Origin of the sequence: Microbacterium sp. LjRoot45 (genome assembly GCF_964253325.1) — a bacterium.
Taxonomy (GTDB): domain Bacteria; phylum Actinomycetota; class Actinomycetes; order Actinomycetales; family Microbacteriaceae; genus Microbacterium.
The window spans coordinates 3164967-3185942 of record NZ_CAXUQM020000001.1; the positions used below are offsets into that span (position 1 = coordinate 3164967).

General features: G+C 70.2%; 22 protein-coding genes. 6 read left to right on the plus strand and 16 right to left on the minus strand.

Going from position 1 to position 20976, the window contains the following annotated elements; genetic code table 11:
* Nucleotides 1–11 precede the first annotated feature (11 nt).
* Nucleotides 12–266, plus strand: coding sequence for a carbon storage regulator CsrA (gene csrA / locus ACSQ18_RS15025; protein WP_144806638.1), 255 nt, complete (start codon nt 12–14; stop codon nt 264–266).
* A gap of 36 nt (nt 267–302) precedes the next feature.
* On the opposite strand, the gene ACSQ18_RS15030 is transcribed toward csrA, so the two are convergent.
* From ACSQ18_RS15030 to ACSQ18_RS15055, 6 genes are all read right to left on the minus strand, one after another.
* A complete protein-coding gene (locus ACSQ18_RS15030; RefSeq protein ID WP_436038258.1) occupies nt 303–1352 on the minus strand; it encodes a metal ABC transporter solute-binding protein, Zn/Mn family in 1050 nt (349 codons plus the stop codon).
* Nucleotides 1353–1597: 245 nt separating this feature from the next.
* Nucleotides 1598–2422, minus strand: coding sequence for a carbohydrate ABC transporter permease (locus ACSQ18_RS15035; protein WP_144806640.1), 825 nt, complete (start codon nt 2420–2422; stop codon nt 1598–1600).
* Entirely contained in the window at nt 2419–3390 is a 972-nt protein-coding gene (locus ACSQ18_RS15040; protein ID WP_436038260.1) for a carbohydrate ABC transporter permease, read from the minus strand. Before ACSQ18_RS15040 ends, ACSQ18_RS15035 begins: the two co-directional genes overlap by 4 nt.
* A 4-nt stretch (nt 3391–3394) precedes the next feature.
* Nucleotides 3395–4702, minus strand: coding sequence for an ABC transporter substrate-binding protein (locus ACSQ18_RS15045; RefSeq protein WP_436038262.1), 1308 nt, complete (start codon nt 4700–4702; stop codon nt 3395–3397).
* Nucleotides 4703–4811: 109 nt separating this feature from the next.
* Nucleotides 4812–6056: a serine hydrolase domain-containing protein gene (locus tag ACSQ18_RS15050; RefSeq protein WP_436038264.1), complete on the minus strand. Its 1245-nt coding sequence runs from the start codon at nt 6054–6056 to the stop codon at nt 4812–4814.
* On the minus strand, nt 6053–7072 hold the full coding sequence (locus ACSQ18_RS15055) for a glycoside hydrolase family 68 protein (RefSeq protein ID WP_436038265.1): 1020 nt from the start codon (nt 7070–7072) through the stop codon (nt 6053–6055). Before ACSQ18_RS15055 ends, ACSQ18_RS15050 begins: the two co-directional genes overlap by 4 nt.
* Before the next feature lie 184 nt (nt 7073–7256).
* Between ACSQ18_RS15055 and ACSQ18_RS15060 the strand changes: the two genes are divergently transcribed.
* Nucleotides 7257–8267 carry a LacI family DNA-binding transcriptional regulator gene (locus tag ACSQ18_RS15060; RefSeq protein ID WP_436038267.1) on the plus strand — a complete coding sequence of 337 codons (1011 nt, stop codon included), beginning with the start codon at nt 7257–7259 and terminating at the stop codon, nt 8265–8267.
* A gap of 239 nt (nt 8268–8506) precedes the next feature.
* On the opposite strand, the gene ACSQ18_RS15065 is transcribed toward ACSQ18_RS15060, so the two are convergent.
* The 8 genes from ACSQ18_RS15065 to ACSQ18_RS15100 form a co-directional block, all read right to left on the minus strand.
* On the minus strand, nt 8507–9841 hold the full coding sequence (locus tag ACSQ18_RS15065) for a dihydrolipoamide acetyltransferase family protein (RefSeq protein ID WP_436038269.1): 1335 nt from the start codon (nt 9839–9841) through the stop codon (nt 8507–8509).
* 47 nt (nt 9842–9888) lie between these two features.
* Nucleotides 9889–10905, minus strand: coding sequence for an alpha-ketoacid dehydrogenase subunit beta (locus ACSQ18_RS15070; RefSeq protein WP_436038271.1), 1017 nt, complete (start codon nt 10903–10905; stop codon nt 9889–9891).
* Nucleotides 10902–12041, minus strand: coding sequence for a thiamine pyrophosphate-dependent dehydrogenase E1 component subunit alpha (locus tag ACSQ18_RS15075; RefSeq protein ID WP_436038273.1), 1140 nt, complete (start codon nt 12039–12041; stop codon nt 10902–10904). The genes ACSQ18_RS15070 and ACSQ18_RS15075 overlap by 4 nt, the downstream gene beginning before the upstream one ends.
* 116 nt (nt 12042–12157) lie before the next feature.
* Nucleotides 12158–13789 (minus strand): alpha-amylase family glycosyl hydrolase, encoded by a 1632-nt coding sequence (locus ACSQ18_RS15080; protein ID WP_436038459.1) that lies wholly within the window; start codon nt 13787–13789, stop codon nt 12158–12160.
* Nucleotides 13790–13881: 92 nt separating this feature from the next.
* Nucleotides 13882–15480: a hypothetical protein gene (locus ACSQ18_RS15085; protein ID WP_436038275.1), complete on the minus strand. Its 1599-nt coding sequence runs from the start codon at nt 15478–15480 to the stop codon at nt 13882–13884.
* A 25-nt stretch (nt 15481–15505) separates the two neighbouring features.
* Nucleotides 15506–16171 (minus strand): hypothetical protein, encoded by a 666-nt coding sequence (locus tag ACSQ18_RS15090; RefSeq protein ID WP_436038277.1) that lies wholly within the window; start codon nt 16169–16171, stop codon nt 15506–15508.
* A gap of 37 nt (nt 16172–16208) precedes the next feature.
* Entirely contained in the window at nt 16209–16415 is a 207-nt protein-coding gene (locus ACSQ18_RS15095) for a hypothetical protein (protein WP_436038278.1), read from the minus strand.
* Between the two features lie 197 nt (nt 16416–16612).
* Nucleotides 16613–17674 carry a histidinol-phosphate transaminase gene (locus ACSQ18_RS15100; RefSeq protein WP_436038280.1) on the minus strand — a complete coding sequence of 354 codons (1062 nt, stop codon included), beginning with the start codon at nt 17672–17674 and terminating at the stop codon, nt 16613–16615.
* Between the two features lie 85 nt (nt 17675–17759).
* Here ACSQ18_RS15100 and ACSQ18_RS15105 point away from each other — a divergent pair, with 85 nt between their 5' ends.
* Genes ACSQ18_RS15105 through ACSQ18_RS15115 form a run of 3 tightly spaced genes read left to right on the plus strand, consistent with a single transcriptional unit; the run spans nt 17760 to nt 18734 of the window.
* Entirely contained in the window at nt 17760–17966 is a 207-nt protein-coding gene (locus ACSQ18_RS15105) for a ribbon-helix-helix protein, CopG family (RefSeq protein WP_436038281.1), read from the plus strand.
* Nucleotides 17963–18331: a type II toxin-antitoxin system death-on-curing family toxin gene (locus ACSQ18_RS15110; RefSeq protein WP_436038283.1), complete on the plus strand. Its 369-nt coding sequence runs from the start codon at nt 17963–17965 to the stop codon at nt 18329–18331. Before ACSQ18_RS15105 ends, ACSQ18_RS15110 begins: the two co-directional genes overlap by 4 nt.
* A 7-nt stretch (nt 18332–18338) precedes the next feature.
* Nucleotides 18339–18734, plus strand: a complete 396-nt coding sequence (locus ACSQ18_RS15115) for a phage holin family protein (protein WP_144806651.1) — start codon at nt 18339–18341, stop codon at nt 18732–18734.
* Between the two features lies 1 nt (nt 18735).
* On the opposite strand, the gene ACSQ18_RS15120 is transcribed toward ACSQ18_RS15115, so the two are convergent.
* Both ACSQ18_RS15120 and ACSQ18_RS15125 read right to left on the minus strand, forming a co-directional pair.
* The gene (locus ACSQ18_RS15120; RefSeq protein ID WP_436038286.1) at nt 18736–20064 is read right to left on the minus strand and encodes a lipase family protein; all 1329 of its coding nucleotides are present in this window, start codon (nt 20062–20064) and stop codon (nt 18736–18738) included.
* Nucleotides 20061–20297 (minus strand): hypothetical protein, encoded by a 237-nt coding sequence (locus ACSQ18_RS15125; protein WP_436038288.1) that lies wholly within the window; start codon nt 20295–20297, stop codon nt 20061–20063. The genes ACSQ18_RS15120 and ACSQ18_RS15125 overlap by 4 nt, the downstream gene beginning before the upstream one ends.
* A gap of 160 nt (nt 20298–20457) precedes the next feature.
* On the opposite strand from ACSQ18_RS15125, the gene ACSQ18_RS15130 reads away from it, so the two are divergent.
* Nucleotides 20458–20973, plus strand: a complete 516-nt coding sequence (locus ACSQ18_RS15130) for a DUF3060 domain-containing protein (RefSeq protein WP_436038290.1) — start codon at nt 20458–20460, stop codon at nt 20971–20973.
* The last annotated feature ends 3 nt before the right edge of the window (nt 20974–20976 follow it).

The following is a 20976-nucleotide window of genomic DNA, read 5'->3' on the forward strand; positions in this document are numbered from 1 at the left end:
AGTGTGAACGAGTGCTGGTTCTGACGAGGCGGATCGGTGAGCGCGTGCTCATCGGCGACGACATCGAGCTCACGATCGTGGAGATCAAGGGCGACAGCGTGCGGCTCGGCATCCAGGCTCCGCGCGAGACCCGCATTCAGCGCGCCGAGATCGTCGCGGCCGTCGAGTCCGAGAACCGGGCCGCCGTGCAGTCGCCCGCCGCCACGCAGGACGCGCTCCAGCGCGCGCTGAACGGCCGGCGCGATCCTGCCGCGCCGGCCGACTGAGCGTCTCTGCGCTCCTGATCAGGAGTCCGACTCCGATCAGGACGCCAGTGCTGCCTCGAGATCGTCGATGTTCTGCGCCATCCAGGTGAGGTAGGACTGGCCGTCCGGGAGGATCTCCGAGAACTCCACGACGGGGATGCCGGCGGCCTCCGCCGTCTGGATCACCTGCGTCGTCTCGGCGCCACCGGTCTGCGCGTTCACGATGACGGCGCGCACGTCGCCGGCGTCGAGCAGCCGTGTGGCCTCGAGGAGCGTCGCGGGCGGAACGTCCTGGCCCTCTTCGACCGCCTCGCTGAAGGCCTCCGGCGTCACGTTCTCGAGTCCGGCGGCGGCCGTCAGGTAGAGGGGCACCGGTTCGGTCACGAAGATCTTGTCGCCCTCGTGGGCGGCGGCGACGTCGGCGAGCGACGTCTCCAGGTCGCCGATGCCGGCGACGAAGTCGGCCAGGCCGCTGTCGAACGTGGCCTTCTCCCCCGGGACGAGCTCGGTGAGCTCCTCCGCGATGGCCTCCGCGACGTGCTCGACGGTGTGCGGGTCGTACCAGACGTGCTCGTTGAAGCCCTCGATGTGGTCGTGCCCGGCGTGATCGTGATCGTCGGCCGCGGCATCCTCGGTCGCCGTGTCGTCGGCGTGATCGTCGCCCTGGTCGTCGCCCTCCGCGTGGTCGTGGCCCTCGTTGTCGGGCCAGTCGTGCGAGTACTCGGCGGCGGTGATGACGTGCGCGGTCGAGCCCGACGCATCGATGAGACCGTCGATGAAAACGTCGTAGCCGCCGCCGTTCTCGATGATGAGGTCGGCGCGGGAGACGGTGAGCTGGTCGCTCGCGGACGCCTCGTACGAGTGCGGGTCCTGGCTCGTGGAGCTGATGATCGACGTCACCCCGACGGCATCCCCCGCGATGGCGCGCACGATGTCGCCGTAGACGCTCGTCGAGGCGACGACCTGCACGGCGCCGTCGTCCGTCGCGTCTGTCGGCGTCGACGCGCAGCCGGCGAGCACGAGCGCGGTCGCGCCGAGCAGCGCGCCGGGGATCAGCGTCTTCCGCGGGGTGAGGGTCTTCCAGGGGGTGAGGATCTTCCGGGCCATGCCCCGATCTTATGCACTACTGATAATCATTCTCAAATCGCGAGCAGGCGGATGCCGGGAGCCCTTGCTCCGCCAAGCCCTCCACCCCCCGCCAAGCCCTCCACCCCCGCCGAGACAACACGTGTCGTGCGAAACAACATCGTTCTCGCGCTGCAACGATGTGGTCTCGCGCGAAACATGTTGTCTCGGCGGGGAGAAGAAGCGACGGGCGGCGGCGGAGAGAAGAAGCGGCGGATCCGCCCGCCTCAGCCCTTCAGCGACCCCTGAAGCAGCGCGGAGACGAACTGGCGCTGGAACACGAGGAAGACGATGAGCGTCGGGGTGAGGATGAGCAGCGATCCGGCGCACAGGAGCGGGATGTCGGTGCCCCACTGCCCCTGGAACGCCCCGAGCGCGCCGGCCATCGTGCGCTGGGTCGGGTCGCTCACCAGCACCACCGCGAGCAGGAACTGGTTCCACGTCCACAGGAAGAGCAGGATCGCGAGCGAGCTGATCGCCGGCCTCGACAGGGGCACGTGGATACGCCAGAAGAGCTGCCACGTCGTCGCGCCGTCGACCCGCGCCGCCTCCGAGAGCTCGGTCGGCATGTTGATGAAGTGCGCCCGCATCCACACGACCGCGAACGGCATGAACAGACCGATCAGCGGCAGGATGAGCGCCCAGCGGGTATTGAGGAGTCCCATGTCGCGGATCTGGTAGTACAGCGGCACGATGATGCCCTCGAGCGGCAGCGTCAGGCCCAGCAGGAACACGATGAACACCGCGCGTCCGCCCACGGGCCGCAGGTGTCCGAGCGCGAAGCCCGCGAGCGTCGCGATGAGGATCGCCACCGGCACCACCGCCAGCTCGATCAGCACACTCGACCAGAGCAGCTTCAGCATGTCGGCCGACTGGAACGCCAGCGCGAAGTTCTCCCAGTGCGGCGTCTCCGGCCAGGTCAGCCCCGGCGGATACGTGCCCTGCGGGTGGAGCGCCGTGATGAACAGACTCACGAACGGGACGATCGTCACCGCCATCAGGATGATGAGCAGCACGACGCCCAGCCACCGCTCCCTCGCCGCGACGATCATGATTCCTTCCCCCGCAGCAGGCGCTGCAGCGGCAGCACGACCAGCAGGACGAGCGCCATCAGAGTGAGGGCAAGGGCGGATGCCGTGCCGATCTCGCGGTCGAAGAACGCGAGGTAGTAGACCTGCAGGCCCGGCACCAACGTGCTGTTGCCCGGGCCGCCCTGCGTGGAGATGTAGATGATGTCGAAGCTCGCGAGCGCCGCGATCACCGTGATGATGACGCACACGGCGAGCTCCTGCCGCACGCCGGGCAGCGTGATCGACACGAACTCGCGGATGGGACCTGCGCCGTCGATGCGCGCCGCCTCGTAGAGGCTCTGGTCGATCTTCGACATTCCGGCCAGCAGCAGGATGAGGCACAGGCCCACCGCCACCCAGGCGCCGATGACGCCGACGGCGGGGAGCGCGGTGTCGAAGTCGCCGAGCCACGCCCGCGCGAACGCACCGAGCCCCACCGCGCGCAAGACCTCGTTGACCATGCCGTTGCTGGAGAACTGCCAGCTCCACATGATGCCCGCGGCGACCAGCGGGATCACCTGCGGGAGGAAGAGCACCGTGCGCGCGATGCCCGAGAGCCGGCTGGTCGCGATCCCGCGGATCACATTGGCCGCGAAGAGGGCCAGGATCACGGGGACGATGCTGAAGTAGATGATCAGCTCGAACGCGTTGAGGATCGAGCCGACGAGCTTCGGGTTCGTGAACACCTCGACGTAGTTGGCGAAGCCGGCCCATGTCGCGGGCTGGATGCCGTTCCAGTCGTACAGCGAGTACTGCGCCGTCAGGACGATCGGTCGCAGCACGAAGATGCCGTAGAAGAGCGCGGCGGGCAGCACCAGGAGGTACACCGGCAGCGACCGGAGCAACCGGCGGCGGCGCGGCGAGCGCCGGGCCGCCGCCGGGCGGGGGGAGGAAGGTGAGGGTGCTGCGCCGGCCTTCACCGGCGCAGCACCCTCGGGCAGACGGCTCATCGGGTCAGCCGCCGACCTCTGCCTGGTAGTCCGCCTCGACCGCGCTCAGCAGGCCCGCGGCATCCTGCTTGCCGGCGACCAGCTGCTGGATGTTGGGCGTCCAGCTCTGGGCGTAGATCGATCCGGTGGCGTTCGCCAGGAAGTCCATCGCGCCGTTCACCTCGTTGACCTGCGTGCCGGCGGCGAGGGTCGCAGCCGTCACCGAGTCGGCGTCGACCTCGGGCATGAACGCGTCAGCCGGACCCATCGGGTGCGAACCGCCCACCTCGACGGTGATCGTGCGCGCCTTCTCGTCGGTGGCGACCCAGTCGAGGAAGAAGGCCGCGCAGTCGGGGTTCTTCGCGCCCGCCGCGATGCCGTAGGTGAGCGGTGCCGACATGGCGCCGAACTGGGTGCCGCCCTCTTCGAGCGGGGGCATCAGGAAGAAGCCCGCCTTGCCGGCCATCTGGGTGTCGAGGTTGCCCGACTCCCAGTCGCCGTTGAAGATGAACAGGCTGTCGCCGCCGATGAAGCGGCTCATCATCTGCGAGTAGTCCATCGAGTTGACGTCGTCGGCGAAGTAGCCCGCTTCGACCCACTTCTGCAGGTGCTCCGCGGCGGCCAGGTTCTCGGGGGTGTCGATCGTGGCGCCCTCGGTGTGGAAGATCCAGTCGTTGAGCGGCTGGGTCGGTCCGTAGGAGGCCATGAGCGCCTGCAGCGGGAACATGAGTCCGCCGGTCGCGCCGCCGTTGAACTGCGCGATCGGCGTGATCCCGGCCTGCTTGGCGGCCTCGAGCGCGGCGTCGAGCTCGTCGATCGTCTTCGGAGCCTCGGTCATGCCGATCTCGGCGGCGAGGTCCTTGTTGTAGAAGACGCCCGTCATCGAGAAGTTGAGCCCCATGGCGTACAGCGGGCCGTTGCCTCGGCGGCCCTCGTCGTCGACGCGCAGCTGGGCGAGCTGCGACTCCGGCCACTCGGTCCAGCCGAACTGCTCGGCGTACGGGTCGAGGTCGAGCAGGAGGCCGCCCGACGCGAGCTCGGACATCTGCGGCAGGCGCATGAGGTCGGGCGGGTTGTCCTGCAGCACGCGCGGAGCGTTCTGCGTGAGGACGGCGAACTGGTCCTCCCGCACGTCGAAGGTGACGTTGGGGTACTGGGCCGTGAACTCGTCGAACAGCGCCTTCGGGAGGGGGAAGCCCGTCTCGATGTAGGCGCTCAGCACGACGTCGTCGGTGCCGCACGTCGCCTCCGCACCCGCGGCGGGCGCCGAGGACGTCGGCGCCGGGGTGCCGGAGCCGGGAGGGGCGCAGGCGGTGAGGCCGAGCGCGGCCACGGCGAGCAAAGCCCCTGCTGCCGGAATGGACCTGTGGGAACGTGATTGAGACACCAATGTCTCCCTTCGTCAAAAGGACTCGGGTCCGCGGGGAGTGCAATCCGCGGTGCTAAATCGACTTAGCACCCTCATCATGAGGGATGCCGTCGCCGCTGTCAACGGTTCCGACGACGATCTCGCGAAGCGCGTCGACGATGCGGGCGGCGCGAGGATCCTCCCCCGCCTCCATCCGGTTCGTGAGGAACGCGAAACCCACCGACGCCTCGGGGTCGGCGAACGCGACCTGTCCGCCCGCGCCGTCATGGCCGAAGCCGCGCCGGGTCAGGTACCGTCGCGCGCCGCTGTCGAGCTGGAAGCCCGCGCCCCACCGCGGCCACGGCGGTGGCGCGGGGAAGAACGGTTCGCCGGCCGACCGGAGCGCCGTCGCGATGCCGAGGGTCTCCGGTGCGAGCAGTCCGTCACCGTTCGCCGCGGGGAGGGTCGCCGCCCACACCGACGCGAGGGCGCGTGCGGTGGCGATGCCTCCGGCCCCCGGGATCTCGGCGCGCTGCACGACGGGATCGTTGAAGCCCTCGCCCCCGGGCGCCGCGGGGTCGTCGCCCACGAGCTCGCGCGGCAGCGCGCCGCCCAGCGTCATCGCGACGCCGGGCCAGTCGATGCCGCCCGCCGCGCGGGCGTCGGCCTCCTGCTGCGCCGTCAGCGCCGCCAGCGACGATCCCACCGCCATGTGAGCAACCCGCGACAGGTGCTCTTCCGGCAAGCCGACCCAGCACTCGGCATCCACGGGGTCGGCCACGTACCGCCGGAAGGCCGCCCCGGGACTCACGCCCGTGATCCGGCGGACCACCTCCCCGATGAGCCAGCCGTGCGTGATCGGGTGGTAGGCGTGCGCCTTGCCCGGCGTCCACAGCGGCGCCTGCCACGCGAGCCGATCGGCGATCAGCTTGCCGTCCGAGAGCATCTCCCGAGGAATCGGCGTCCGCGGCGCGGGAAGCCCCGCGCGATGCGCGAGCAGGTCGCCCACCGTCGTGTCGCCCTTGCCCTCCGCCGCGAACTCCGGCCAGTACGCCGTCACGGGCGCCTCGTAGTCGAGCAGACCCTCCTGCACGAGCCGCGCGGCGAGGATGGACATGAGCCCCTTGGTGCACGAGAACACCACGCTCAGGGTGTTGCGATTCCAGGGGCGGCCGGTCCGCGCATCCGCGACTCCGCCCCACACGTCGACGACGAGCCGGCCCTCGTGCACGATCGCCAGTGCGGCCCCCGTGCTCGAGGGGTCGTCGAATACGTCGCGGAAGGCATCCGCCACCGGCTCGTAACCGGCATCCACCGTCCCCTCGATCGGGGCGCTCATGCGCGCGACTCCGCGGCGACCGCGACGCAGCCGTGCTCGGCATCCCAGCGCAGCGGGACGGGATCGCTGATGCGTCCCACGAACTCTTCGCCGCTCCCGTTCTCGAACGCGAGCAGGACGGGATCGCCCGCGCGATCGTGGACGATACGACCGGCGTACAGTCCGTCGTCGACGAGCAGCCGGGCCTGCGACGGATCGAACGGGCCGGTGACCGCCTCGACAGGAAGCTGCCACACTCCGCCGCGTCCGCCGGAGCGGGGCCCGGCAAGAGCCCGCGCATCGCACGAGAAGAGCAGGACGTCGGCCCCGTCCACCTTCACGAGCTGCGGCACCTCGAGATGCGTGAAGCCCGCCCCCGGCGCGCTCAGGGGAGGTCGCACCTCCCAGTGCTCCAGATCGGCGGAGACCGCGTGGCCGATGACGCCGCGGTCGTCACCCAGGCCGTCGGTGTCGACCAGGCCGTCGGTGTCGAGCACGCCGTCGGCGCCCGCGTGGCTACTGCGCGCGCGAGCCGTCACGAGCATGTGCCAGCCGTCGCCGTCGGGGTCGGGGAAGACCCACGGGTCGCGCCAGGCCTCCTCCCGCCACGTGCCGTCGGCGAGGGTCTCGTACCAGCGCGGGTCGGCGGTGGCCACGGGATGCCGCGACGGCTCCCACGTGTGCAGGTCGCGCGAGGTGGCCACGCCGACCGACTCGATGTTCGCGATCGACTCCTCGCCGAGGAAGTGCGAGCCGGTGTAGAACATGCGCCACACCCCGTCGCCGCCCTGGACGACGCAGCCGGTCCACACCGCGGTCGCGTCGAACTCGCCGGGCCCCCCGGGCACGAGCACCGTGCCGAGATCGACCCATTCGCGCAGGTCGCGCGAGACGGCATGCCCGATGCGGGCGTTGCGGTGCCGGAGTCGTTCGTCGCCGAGCGACGTCGGGGCGTGCAGATAGAACAGGTGGTAGCGGTCGCCGTCGTCGGCGATCCAGAAGTCCCACACCCAGTGGTCTTCCCGTGCGAACGTCATCGTGTCGATCCTGACCGGCGACGGAATGAGCGTCGCACGCCGTCACCCCGTAGAGTCGCGGGTGCGGCTGCCATCGTCGGCAGTCTCGACAGTTCCCGCTAAATGGGTTTAGCTAGAATGGTTCCGCGCGCTGCGCCGGATGTCAAGCGACACCGGTCCGCCGTGCGCCGTGAGGAGAGAGTCGATGTCCAGCAAGCGCGCGACGCTCGCCGACGTGGCTCGTCTGGCCGGATTGTCGCCGACGTCGGCATCCATGATCCTCAACGGCCGCCCCGGCACCCGCCTGTCGCAAGACGCGCATGACCGCGTCTTCGCCGCCGCCCAGGCGCTCGGCTACCGTCCCAACGTCGCGGCGCGGGGCCTGCGCACCGACAAGACGCTGACGATCGCGTTCATCTCCGACGTCGTCGCGACCACGCGCTTCGCGAGCGGCCTCATCCGCGGTGCCCTCGCGGCGGCCGAGCAGGCCAACCACGTGATGCTGGTGCTGGAGACCGGCGGAGACCCCGGACGAGAGAGCGAGGCCGTCGAGGCGGTGCTCGACCGGCAGGTCGACGGCATCATCTTCGCGAGCATGCGCGCGCGGGAGTTCTTCGTCCCCGATCTGCCGCCGTCGACCGGGGTCGTGATGCTCAACGCGACCAACGCCAAGCACCCCGCCGCCGTCCTCCCCGACGAGCACGGCGGCGGCCGGCGCGCCGTCGACCTGCTGGCCGACCGCGGCCACCGCTCGATCGCGCTCCTCGGCCAGAACGACGACGTCGAGCGTGACCTCTTCCGCTCCGCCACCGTCGCCCGGCGCGTGGCCGGCATCCGTGAGGGGATGGCCGCACGCGGGCTGTCGTTCGTCGACGAGGTGTCCATCTGGCTGTGGGAACCCGACGAGGGGTATCACGCGACCGTCGAGCTGCTCGACCGGCATCCCGACATCGGCGCCATCCTCTGCATGAACGACCGTCTCGCCTTCGGCGCCTACCAGGCGATCCTCGAGTCGGGCCGGTCGATCCCCGACGACATCTCGCTCGTCTCGTTCGACAACGACGAGCTCGCCGCCTACCTCCGGCCGGGCCTCACGACCGTCGCCTTGCCGCACGAGGCCATGGGTCGCCGGGCCGTGGAGATCCTGCTGTCGTCCGAGCCGCACGGGGAGACCCTGATCGAGATGCCCGCCGTCATCCGCGCCTCGATCTCCTGAGCGGACGCGCTTCCCCGGCGCGGCTCCCCGCTTCCCCGATCGCCACTCCCTCCGCCGAGTCAACAGCATTTCGCCGAGTCAACAGCATTTCGCCGAGACAACACGACTTCCGCGCGAGAATCGTGTTGTCTCGTGGGAAAGGTGTTGAATCGGCGAACCAGCTCGGCGAACCAGCTCGGCGAACCAGCTCGGCGAACTGGAGGCGCGAGAAGCGAGAAGCGAACCCCGGATGCCACGGCTCAGTCGAGCAGCAGCGCAGGCTCCTCGAGGATCGAGGCGATGTCGGCGATGAAGCGGCTCATGCCGTCGCCGTCGATGACGCGGTGGTCGAACGAGCCCGACACGGTCGTCACGAAGCGGGGGCGCACCTCGCCGTCGACGACCCACGGCTTCTGACGGATCGTTCCCATCGCGACGATGCCCGACTCCCCCGGGTTGATGATGGGCGTTCCGGCATCCATCCCGAACACGCCGATGTTCGTGATGGTGATCGTGCCGCCCTGCTGGTCGGCGGGGCTCGTCTTCCCCTCGCGGGCGGTGAGGGTGAGCTTCTCGAGCGCCTTCGCGAGCTCGCGCATGTTCATGTCCTGCGCGTCCTTGATGTTGGGCACGAGCAGGCCGCGGGGCGTGGCGGCAGCGATCCCGAGGTTCACGTAGTTGCGCACGCGGATCTCGGCCGTGCCGTCCTCGCGGTCGATCCATGCGGCACCCACGAGAGGCGTGCGACGCACGGCCCAGATGACGGCGCGCGCCATGATCAGCAACGGCGACACCTTGATGTCGGCGAAGTCGGGGGATGCCTTCAGCCGCTTGACGAGTTCCATGGTCCGCGTCGCGTCGACGTCGGTCCACACCGAGACGTGCGGGGCCGTGTAGGCCGAGCGCACCATGGCCGACGACGTCGCCTTGCGCACGCCCTTGACGGGGATCGCCTCCTCGCGACCCTCGACGAGCGCCGGCGCGGCGACGGATGCCACAGCCACCGGCACGGGGATGGTCTGCTCCCGCTCGGCGGGACGGTCGGGGGTGGCGATGTTGCGGAACACCGACGCCTGGTCGGCGTGGCGGACGACGTCGTCGCGCGTCACTTCGCCGGCAGGTCCGGATGCCGTGACCTGCGCGAGGTCCACGCCGAGGTCGCGGGCGAGCTTGCGCACCGGCGGCTTGGCCACGACGCCCGCCGACGCGCGGACGGCCTCGTCACGGGGGGCCGGCTTGCTCCGACGCGAGGTCACGGCGCCACCGGTGCCGTACCCGACGAGCACCGCTCCCCCGGCATCCGCTTCGGCCGGCTTCTCCCCGTGTTCGCTGAGCCCGGCCGAGGCGTCGGCCTCGCCGCCGGAGATCGTGATGATCGGGGCGCCGACGGTCACGGTGTCGCCCTCGGCCGCGAGGAGCTCACCGATCACGCCCTCGAAGGGCGACGGCAGCTCCACGAGCGACTTGGCGGTCTCGATCTCGACGATCACGTCGTTGACGGCGATCGTGTCGCCCGGGCCGACACGCCACTGGACGATCTCGGCTTCGGTGAGGCCTTCGCCGACGTCCGGCAGGTGGAAGGTCTGGGTGCTCATGGCGGCTCCTTCGTCAGGCCCCGGTCGTGGACCGAGAGTACGACATGTCAGTAGGCGAGGGCGCGGTCGACGGCCTCGAGGATGCGGTCGGCGTCGGGGAGGAACAGTCCCTCGAGCTTGGCAGGCGGGAAGGGGACGTCGAACCCCGAGACGCGCAGCACGGGAGCTTCGAGCGCGAAGAACGCCTTCTCCATGACCGTCGCCGCGACTTCCGAGCCCACCGACGTGAACCCCGACGCCTCCTGCGCGTAGACCATGCGGCCGGTGCGGCGCACCGAGTCGAGGATGGGGCCGTAGTCGATCGGCGACAGCGACCGCAGGTCGATGACCTCGCACGACGTACCCTCGCCCTCGGCGAGCGCGGCGGCCTGCAGCATCGTCGTGACCATGGCGCCGTGGCCCACGAGGGTCACGTCGGTACCGCGGCGGACGACGCGCGAGGCGTGGAGCGGCAGCGCGCGGGCGGCGGTGTCGACCTCACCCTTCATCCAGTACTTCGCCTTGGGTTCGAGAAAGATCACCGGATCGTTCGAGGCGATCGCATCCTGGATCATCCAGTACGCGTCGTTCGGCGTCGAGGGCGACACGACCCGCAGCCCGGGGGTGTGCGCGAAGTACGCCTCGGGGCTCTCCTGGTGGTGCTCGACGGCGCCGATGTGACCGCCGTACGGGATGCGGATGACGACGGGGAACGGCAGTACGCCCTCGTGACGGTTGGTGAGCTTGGCCAGCTGCGAGGTGATCTGGTCGAAGGCGGGGAAGACGAACCCGTCGAACTGGATCTCGCACACCGGTCGGAAGCCGGCCATCGCGAGCCCGATCGCGGTGCCGACTATGCCCGATTCGGCCAGCGGCGTGTCGAGCACGCGCGTGTTGCCGAACTCGGCCTGGAGCCCTTCGGTGACGCGGAACACTCCGCCGAGGGGACCGATGTCCTCGCCCATCAACAGCACGTGGTCGTCGGCGGCGAGCGCGGCGCGCAGTCCCGCGTTGACGGCCTTCGCGAACGGCATCGTCACGACGGAGGATGCCACGGCATCCGTCCCCTGCTCCACGACGCTCATGCGTGGCCTCCCTCGGTCGACGCGAACGACGCCTCGTAGTCGGCGAGCCAGCGGCGCTGCTCGTCGACGAGCGGGTGGGGTTCGCTGTACACGTGGCCGAACATCACTTCGCGGTCGAGGTCGCCCAGCGCGTTCGTGCGGACCCGCACGTCGTCGGCGTAGGCGGCGGCCTCGGCATCCACGCCCTCGAAGAACGCGTCGGAGGCGCCGCGGCTCTGGAGGTACGCGCGCATGCGGGCGATCGGGTCGCGCTGCGCCCACGACTGCTCCTCTTCCGACGTGCGGTACTTCGTGGGGTCGTCACTCGTCGTGTGGGCGCCCATCCGGTAGGTGAGCGCTTCGATGGCGCGCGGGCCCTCACCGGCGCGAGCCTCGTCGAGGGCGGTCTTCGTGACGGCGTAGCTGGCGAGCACGTCGTTGCCGTCGACCTGGATCGACGGCATCCCGTATCCGGCGGCACGCTGGAAGAGCGGCGTGCGCGACTGGGTGCTCACGGGCACCGAGATCGCCCAGTGGTTGTTCTGCAGGAAGAAGACCTGCGGGGTGCGGTAGCTCGCGGCGAACACCATCGCCTCGTGCACGTCGCCCTGGCTCGACGAACCGTCGCCGTAGTAGACGATGACCGCCTCGTCCTTCTCGGGGTCGCCCGTGCCGGTGCGTCCGTCGAACACGAGCCCCATGCCGAAGCCCGCCGAGTGCAGCGTCTGGGAGCCGAGCACGAGCGTGTAGATGCGCGTGTTGCCGTTCTTGGGGTCGGTCGGATCCCAGCCGCCGTGCGTGAGACCGCGCATGAGGCGGATGATGTCGATCGGGTCGACCCCGCGGATCGTGCAGACCACGTGCTCGCGGTACGACGGGAAGAGGTGGTCCTGGGGGCGGGCCGCGCGGGCCGAGCCGACCTGCGCCGCCTCCTGCCCGAACGACGGCGGCCAGAGCGCCAACTGGCCCTGGCGCTGCAGGTTCGTCGCCTGCCGGTCGAAGGCGCGCACCGTGACCATGTCGCGGTAGAACGTCTCGAGGTCGCTGTCGGGGAGAGCGTCGATGAGCGGCAGATAGCGCTCGGCTTCGGGGGTGGGGGCGAACGTCCCGTCCGCCGCCAGAACGCGCACGAGCGCCGGATCGTCAGGCGGGGTCATGTACCCACGCTAACGCTCCCCACATGCGGAGGACTGCATGAGTTCGACAATGGATGCCGCGATCCGCGGTGCGCGCCGGACAACCCGGCCGGAACAAATCGGTCGATGCCCCGGGGTCAGTCCTGTGACGTCGGGGCACCCGCGAGGTCGACGACGGCGCAGCCGAACGGCGCGAGACGCAGGCTGCGGCCGGCGAGGTCGGCGCGGAACGACACCGCGAACACCGGCGCCGCTCCGCTCGACGATCCCACGTCGACCGCGTGCGGGCTGTCCGAGGGGTTGAGGGCGACGAGCAGACTGCCGCGCCGGAACACGAAGGGATAGCCCGTCTGCACGACCTCGACCGGTTCGCGCGCGCCGAGGCGCGCATCGGAGCGCCGCAGCGCGATCGCCGCCCGCACGAACCGCAGCAGCGATCCCGGATCGTCGAGCTGGTCGGCCACCGTCGGCCGCAGGGGGTCGGGGTCTTGCGGAAGGTAGCGCGACTCGAACGCCGGCGCGGCCCCGACGGCGGTCGTCGGCGGGAGATCGCCCCACTGCATCGGGGTGCGCGAGCCGGCACGCTCGTAGGCCGGGCCCAGGGAAGACCCCTCCAGCGACGCGAGGCCCGGCACGTAGCGCATACCGATCTCGTCGCCGTAATAGATCGACGGCAGGGCGGGCCACGTGAGCGCGAGCAGCAGCGCACTGCGCGCCTGCACCGCATCCCGGCTTCCCGAGACCAGGCGCGTGAAGTCGTGGTTGGCGGTCGGGAGCCCCGGGATGCCGGTGGCCCCCGACGCCTCGATCGCGTCGACGGCCCGCCGCCACGCGTCGACGAAGTACGCCGCATCGCCGGTGCCCGCGGCATCCGCCCACGCGTTCGGCTCCGCCCACGCCTCATGCACGGTGCCGGCCCCGTTGTTCCAAAGCGACTTCAGCGCGGCGCCGTCGTCGTCGCCGCCGAACTGGAGGAAGAAGTCGACATCGAAGCCGGCGGGCACCGCCCGTGCCGGGTCTCCCCACTCGGAGATGAGGATGTTCCCCGGATGCCGGGCGTCCAGACGCGCGCGCACCTCCGCCCACAGGCGCCCCGTCTCGACGTGTCCCGGATCGTCCTTCACGAGCGACGCCGCCATGTCGACGCGGAAGCCCTGCACGCCGCGGTCGTACCAGCGGGAGATGATCTCGACGAGCGCGTCGCGGTTGCGCCGCGGCCCCTCGGCGTCGACCGGCTGCCGCCACGGTTCGGCATCGTCGGGGCGGGCGTACCCGAAGTTCAACGCCGGCTGGAAGTCGAAGAAGTTCGGCTTGTAGAACTCGCCCCGCGAGCCCGGTCCGGCGACGAATCCCTCGGCCGGCGCGGGGCTCCACACGTAGCGGGAGTCGCCGGGGTCGTCCGCGGAGGCGGCGAACCAGGGATGCCGGTCGGACGTGTGTCCCGCGACGAGATCGAGCACGACGGCGATCCCCCGCGCGTCGGCCGCCGCGACGAGCCGGTCCAGGGCCGCATCGCCGCCGTAGCGCGCGTCGACGTGGTCGAAGTCGGCGACGTCGTAGCCGGCATCCCGCATCGGAGAGACGAAGCACGGATTGAGCCAGACGGCATCCACTCCCAGCCAGGCCAGGTAGTCCAGCCGGGCGGCGATGCCGTCGAGGTCGCCCATGCCATCGCCGTCGCCGTCGGCGAAGCTCTGCGGGTAGGCCTGGTACAGGACGACGCGGTCGAGGCGATCGCGGAGAGTGAGCAGCGGCGATGATGCGGGCATGGGTTCCACCGCGTCACCGTACCCGATGGAGGTCGGGCGTGGATCGTCTGCGGCGCCGCTGAAGGCGGCAGGAGCCGTCAGGACCGGTCTTCTCAGAGATAGACGGCGAGCGCCATCGAACAGTCGTCGGCCAGAAGGAGCGCCGCAGCGAGGGTCGTACTCGCCAGTGACGGGGGCGCTTGAGTGGTGAGCACGTAATACCCCGGATGGTCGTCGTCCTCGAAATGGGCAAGGAGGCGTGCGCGCGCCTTCTCGTCTGCACCGCCGAGGCATGCGCCGAGGGCCGTCGAGTAGAGGTCGGGGATGCCGATGCCGCTCTCGTACGAGTAGCCGCCTCCTCGCTCGAACGGCGCCAACCTCTCGTCGTCGACGTCGAGATCCCCGACGATCGCCTCAGCCGCGAGATCCACCAGGGTTCCGCCTCCGTTCGGCATGGCATCCGCGCCCGGCGTACCGCGACCGTCATCGAAGTGGCGGGTGCTCCACGCGAGCAGGGCTTGCTCCTGGGGCGTGCTCGGAGCGATCGTCGCGAGACGCTCCGTCGCGACACTGCGCGGACCCTCAGCGAGCGACCCGCGGAGATCGAGTCGAGCCGCAGCGTACGCGTCACCGACCGTCCACTCGGACGCGTCGCCGAGGTAGGTGTTGAGGAAGTCCTCTGCGCGCGTCGCGGCTGCCGTATCGATCGCGCCGCACAGCTCGAGGATGAGCAGGCCGCGGAGATTGGACGCCACGTCGGGCGGCGTCGTCGCGCCGAGCCATCCCCGCGGCGTGGCCCCGACCGTGGGATCGAGCGACGCGTCGGCGCCAGAGTCGTCGGGATCGAGCCGCGCCAGCAGCGCCGTGAGATGGGGGTCGATGCCGGCGCCCTCGGAGCTGACCGCCGCGACCGTTCGGGCGGCGTAGTCATCGGGGAGATCGACGTGGACGCCGGCAACGTCGGCGAGTGCGCGCAGATCCGTGAGGATCGAGAGTTGCGCGATGCCGTAGCCATCGTCGAACACCTCTCTCAACCACCCTGACACACGAGAGGCGAGTTCCGGGTGGGCGGACCTCAGGGCTTCCGGATCGGCGACGGCGGCCGCACGAAGGTCGACCAGCAGCTGATCGACCGTGCTCGCCAGGGGAACGTCGGGAATCAGGCGCGGGATGTCTGCGCGGGCGAACTCACGCGCACCCGGAGGAACGGGGAGCTTCTCTCCGCGGAGGATCTCGGCCGCCAGGAAGGTGGCATACGTGGTGGGCTCGTCGCCGGGCTCCTCCGCGTAGCCGTCACCGGCCTCGTACGCTGCGAGGACGGCGACGGCGTCGGCGGAACGGTCGTCCCCGAGCGCGCGCAGGCCTGCCCACGCGAGTCGCACGGCGGCGAGTTTCGAGAACGGCTCCGTCTCCGAGATCGCGTCCGGCGCTGACAGGGTGTCGTGGAAGAAGTCCGCGACGGCCTCGAGATCGACCGTCGACGGCACGCCGACCTGGCCCACGGCCTGCACCATCCAGCTCGTGCGGTACAGCGAGGGCGATGTCGTGTCGTACACGTCGACGAATCCGCCGTCGCCGCCCGTCGGTGAGGGCGGCGTACTCAGCGCGTTCGCCTGTGCGATGAGCGACTCGCACTCGGCCGGTATCTCCACCGTCGACGCGCAGGCGCCCAGCGCAGTCGCCACGGCACCGGCGGAGAGGGCGGCGACCACCGCGCGCGCTGGTCGCCGCCACCGATCACGCCGCGTAGTCACTGTCCGTCGTGAAGAATTCCGTGCCGAACTTGAACGTCGCGGTGGACTTCTGCGAGTAGCTGAAGAGCGGAAGGCCCGAGAAGTGCACCCCCGAGTACTGGTGCGTGATCTTCCACGCCTTGCTGACGGAGCCGGACCACGTGGCCGACTCGCCCCCGGCGGAGAACCCGGCACCCCAGGGAATGGACACCGTCGTCGCGATGCCCGCCACCCAGTACTTGTCGCGCAAGGAGATGGAGGTCGCGTTGTACGGAGTCGTGCCGAGCCACTTGCCGTAGGACTTGCCCTCGATCTCGTAACGGCTGCAGTTTCCCGGGCACGTGACGCTGCTGGAGAACCCGGTCGTGATCGTCCCGCGGACTCCACCGGACGGGCGGATCACCTTCGAGCCCACGTCGCTGATGGAGACGGTGCGGTGGATGATGGGCTTCACCGTGGCATCCGGGTCGGTCGTCAGCGATCCTCGCGAGAGGTCATCCTGGAGCCGCACCGTCGTGCCGACCACGTCTGTGCTCACCAGAGTGGACTTGTGTTCCGCGACCTTCCCGGGATCGTCGACCGGCGCCTCCGTCGCGTGAGCCGCGAGTGCTCCGTTCAGAACGCACAGCGCGGCGATGGCACCGGCCAGTAGGGCATGACTTGCCTTCATGGATTCTCCTCCGTTGATGGGACGATGATCGGTCGACCTAGCGGTCGTCCGATCGCGGGGGAAGTCTGTCGGCGGCGAGGAGCACGAATCCGCCGATGAGCACGGGCGCCACGGCGACGAGGATCGTCAGCGGTGAGGCTCCGACGGTGATGGCGGAGACGAGGGCCACCGCCCAGATGAGACCGCCCACGACGATCAGGCTCAGTCCTGCCGTCTCGAATCCGTCGTTGCGTCTCGCCGCCACAGCGCTCTCCCGTCTGCTGGTCGCCATCCGCCACGGCCGGTCGGCCACGGGGACATGCAGGAAAGCTATGGCATCAATGAGATGTTCACAAGAGTGCACAAGGACACTGCCGGTCAAATTGCCGGAGGCGTCCCTGGCCCGAGATGGGGCCTGTTCGAGCCCTGAGGAGTCAGCCCAGACCCGGCCTGGGCGTGGGCTCAGGCGACGGCTGAGGCGACGGCGACGATGCGGTCGATCGACTCCGCTTCACCGACGGAGATGCGGATGCCGTCGCCGGCGAAGGCGCGCACGATCAGCCCCGCCGCCTCGAACGCCGCCGCGATCTCCGCGGTCCGCCCACCGGCCGGCAGCCACACGAAGTTGCCCTGCGCCTGCGGCACGTCCCACCCGGTCTCGCGCAACCGGGCGACGAGGTCGTCACGGCGCGCGGTGATCGTCCGCACGCGGTCGAGCAGCTCCTCTTCCGCGTCGAGGCTCGCCAGAGCGGCCGCCTCGGCGGCCGCCGTGACCGACAGCGGGATGCCGGTGGCGCGCGCCGCGTCGAGGATGCGCGGGTGACCGATCGCGTAGCCCACCCGAAGCCCCGCCAGTCCGTAGGCCTTGGAGAACGTGCGCAGCACGACGACGTTCTCGCGGCGGGATGCCAGCACTCGGCGGCCGTCGACGGCATCCGGATCGGTGACGAACTCGGCGTACGCCTCGTCGAGCACCACCAGGAGGTCGCTCGGCACGGCCTCGAGGAAGGCGTCGAACTCGGCCTGCGTGACGACGGGCCCCGTCGGGTTGTTCGGGCTGCACACGATGGCGATGCGGGTGCGGTCGGTCACGGCCGCCGCCATCGCCGTGAGGTCGTGCCGACCGTCGGCCGTGTTCGGCACCGTCACCGCCGTCGCTCCCGCGACGACCGCCAGCCCCGGGTACGCCTCGAACGACCGCCACGAGAACAGCACCTCGTCGCCGTGACCACTCGTGGCCTGCGTCAGCTGGTAGAGGATCGACACCGACCCGGCCGCGACGTGGACCCGATCGGATGCCACGTCGAACCGCTCCGCGAGCCGCGCGCGCAACCGCGATGCGGACGCGTCGGGGTACCGGTTGATCCCGGTGGCGGATCGGATCGCCTCGACCACCGACGGCAGCGGGTCGAACGGGTTCTCGTTGCTGGAGAGCTTGAACGCGTCGTCGCCGGCCTGCTTGCCCTGCCGGTAGGCGGGGAGCGCGGCGATCTCGGGGCGGAGGCGGACGGGCAGGTCGGTCACCCGTCGAGTCTACGGACGGCGAGCGGGCTGGCGCAGATCGCTGCTGACCGGCGTGGACCAGCTCCCGAAGCGCTACCATTTTGGTATGGCGATGACACTGCGGCTTCCGGAAGAACTCGACTCCCGGCTCGAACAGCTCGCCCACGCGAGAGGGATGTCGAAGCACGCGCTCGTGGTCGAGGCGACGCGGATGATCGTCGACTTGGAGTCGAAGACCGATGTGGCCGTCGAGATCGCGACAGGAGTTCGGAGCCGATACGCCGAGTTGTTGACACGCCTCGAAGACGCATGACGATCTACCTCGATCTGCCGCAGGCCGTGGCCATCGCGGCGAGCATGGACCTCCGCCTGCGCGACATCGGCCTGCTGTCATCGGCGATCGCGCGTCCGGAAAGCGCGATGTTCGGTGTCGAGGCCTATGCCGATGTCTTCCTGAAGGCCGGCGCGCTGTTCTCGTCGCTGGCGCAGAATCATGCTTTCTTCGACGGCAACAAGCGATTCGCTTGGGTGACCACGCTCACCTTCTTGGAGCTCAACGGCATCCGCACCGACATGCCTCTCGAGGAGGCGTTCGATCTCGTGCTCGCTGTGGCCCAGGGGCACGCCGGGCTGGCGCAGATCGCTGGGGCCCTGCGTCGGCGGTCCGTGGCACAATGACGGCACCATGAGATTCCTCATCCGCGTCATCGTGAATGCGTTCGCCATCTGGGTCGTCACCCTGATCCAGCCGCTCGAGGTCGACGTCATCGCCTTCGCACCCGGCGAGACGCTGCAGCTCGTCCTGACGCTCCTCGCGGTGGCGGCGGTGTTCGCCATCGTCAACACGGTCATCGGCACGCTCATCAAGATCGTGGCGTTCCCTCTGTACATCCTGACGCTGGGCCTGATCTCCCTCATCGTCAATGGGCTCCTGCTGTGGATCACGGCGTGGGCCACCCACTGGTGGTCGTGGGGCCTGCGGGTCGAGGACTTCTGGCTCGGCGTGCTGGCCGCCCTCGTGATCTCGCTGATCAACTGGATCTTCGGCATCATCCTGCGCCCGCAGCTGAAGCGACGCTGACTCACCCACGCCGCGGCGGCACCTCCCCCACCCGCCCCGGGGTCGCCGGACCGCGGGCGCCGGGATCTCGGGCACCGGGATCGCGGGCACCGAAGTCTCGTCGAGCGCCGTAGACGACGGCCGTCCCGACGGCGGTGCCGAGTGTCGCCAGCTGGACGTGCAGAGCGTTCACGCGGGGATCGTCGGACCGATCGACGAGCGCGGCCGTCTCGCGATACTCGTCCATCTGGTGCACCCCGATGCCCACATCGCCCCACCGGATCGACGGATCGACGACCCGCTCCGCGACGAAGCTCTCGGGCGAGCCCGCGCTCGTGGGAAGCCCGCCCCCCGTCAACGCGACGATCGGGTCGTCGGGGTGACGAACGGTGACGACCAGCACGTCGTCGTCGAGATCGGCTTCGACGGGGGCGGCGAAAGTGACCACCGTGCCGACGTCGTAACCACCCTCGCGCGCGAGCCTCACCCCGATCATCCCCCCTTGCGAGTGGCCCGCGATGTGCACGCGGTCGCCTTCCTCCGCCCCCGCCGCGGCGAGCGCCCGCCGTGTCGCGTCGTACGACGACGACCCCTGTCCGAGATACAGCTCGAGGTTGGATGCCATGTCCCACGGCTCCGCGTAGGGCGCCCCGAGATCCTGCGTGCCGGCGATGTAGACGACGTACTCGCGCTCTCCGGTGGCCGTCACGTACGACTCGACGCGGACTCTGCTCTCGCCGCCGCCCGGCATCCGTGCGGCGATCTCTTCGAGCGTGCGCGGCGGCGCCACCTCGGTGCGCGACACCTCGTGGACGACGGCGGGTCGCGTCACCGGACGCAGCGGCGGGGCGTCGACGGGGAGCGTGCCGGCACCGACCGCGCGTATCGCCGCCGTCGCCGACCCGAGCACGAACGCCGCGGTGATCCACGGGCCTGCCGCGCCGCTGAGCTGCGCATCGATCACCTGCTGGCGCGATGCTCGCCAGTTCTCCCACATCCGCATCGCTTCGCCCGTGGCGCCGACCGCGGTGTCCACGTCGCCCGTGGCGAGTTCGAGCCCGCGCGAGACAGCGACCGCGTGCGACTCGATCAGCTCGTACACCTCGGCCCGGTGCCGGAGCGCGAAGGCGATGTCGATCGCACGGTCGCGCGCCTCATCGGCCCGCCCGGCCGGCAGCGGCTCCCATAGGCCACCGCGTCGTGAGGCGAGATCCGCGAGCCGGAGGATCGCACCGACGTCGTCGCACTCGGCGGCGAGGCGATCGAGGAGGCCCGCCGCGTGACGCAGCGACTCGGTGTCGACCGCGATCAGACCTCCCAACCGGATGTCGAGGGCGTCGTCGTCGGTCACGGTGCCGCTCCCGCTCGCGCCGCGAGCACGGCATCCCAGCGCCTCACCTCCTCATCGACACGTGAGAGCAGCGCGACCCACTCGGCGAACGCGTCGGCGAACTCCGCGGCCGACGGCGACCGCCAGCTCACCGCGGCCGCCACGGCGGGTGCGCGCGCGTGCAGCGTCGCGAGTTCGTCGTGCGCGCGTGCCAGCAGCTCCCGCGCCTCGACGAGAGCGCTTTCGTCCGCCATGCCTTCTCCCCTTTCCCTCCCCCGCACTGCGAGCATCCCGCCCCGCGAACCGTCCGCCACCGCGCGCATCGCGATCCGTGGCCAACATCTGGGACTGCCGCACTGTGGAGGAAGCAGGGTGGAGGAACCACCGTGTCGGGCCGTCCTCTACGGTCGAGTCATGGCTCTTGCGCGTCACACCCCGTCATCGGCCCGGCGGACCGCTCGCGCGGTGGTCATGCTCGGCGTCGCCACCTCTCTCGCCGGCTGCGTCGGCTACGCCCCGGGGACCGGGTCGCTCGAGGTCACCAACGGCCCCTGCTCCGGCCGGTCCTTCACCGTGTCCGAGGACGGCGCGCAGCTCGCACTCGACGGAGAGTGCGGCGACGTCGTCATCGATGCCGACGACGTGACGATCAACCTCGACGCCGCGACGTCTCTCGTCATCGATGGGAGTGACGTGACCGTCCTCGCAAACCGGCGCGTCGAGACGCTGACCGTCAACGGGGAGGGGAACAAGGTGAACGGCTCGGAGATGGGAACCGTCAACGTCGACGGGACGCGCGGCACCGTCATCGCCACCGTCATCGAGACGCTGACCGTCTCCGGCGACGACAACACGGTGAACTGGGATTCCGGCGCGCAGGGCGGCTCCGACACGGGGAACGGCAACACGCTCATCTACAACGGCGGGTGATCG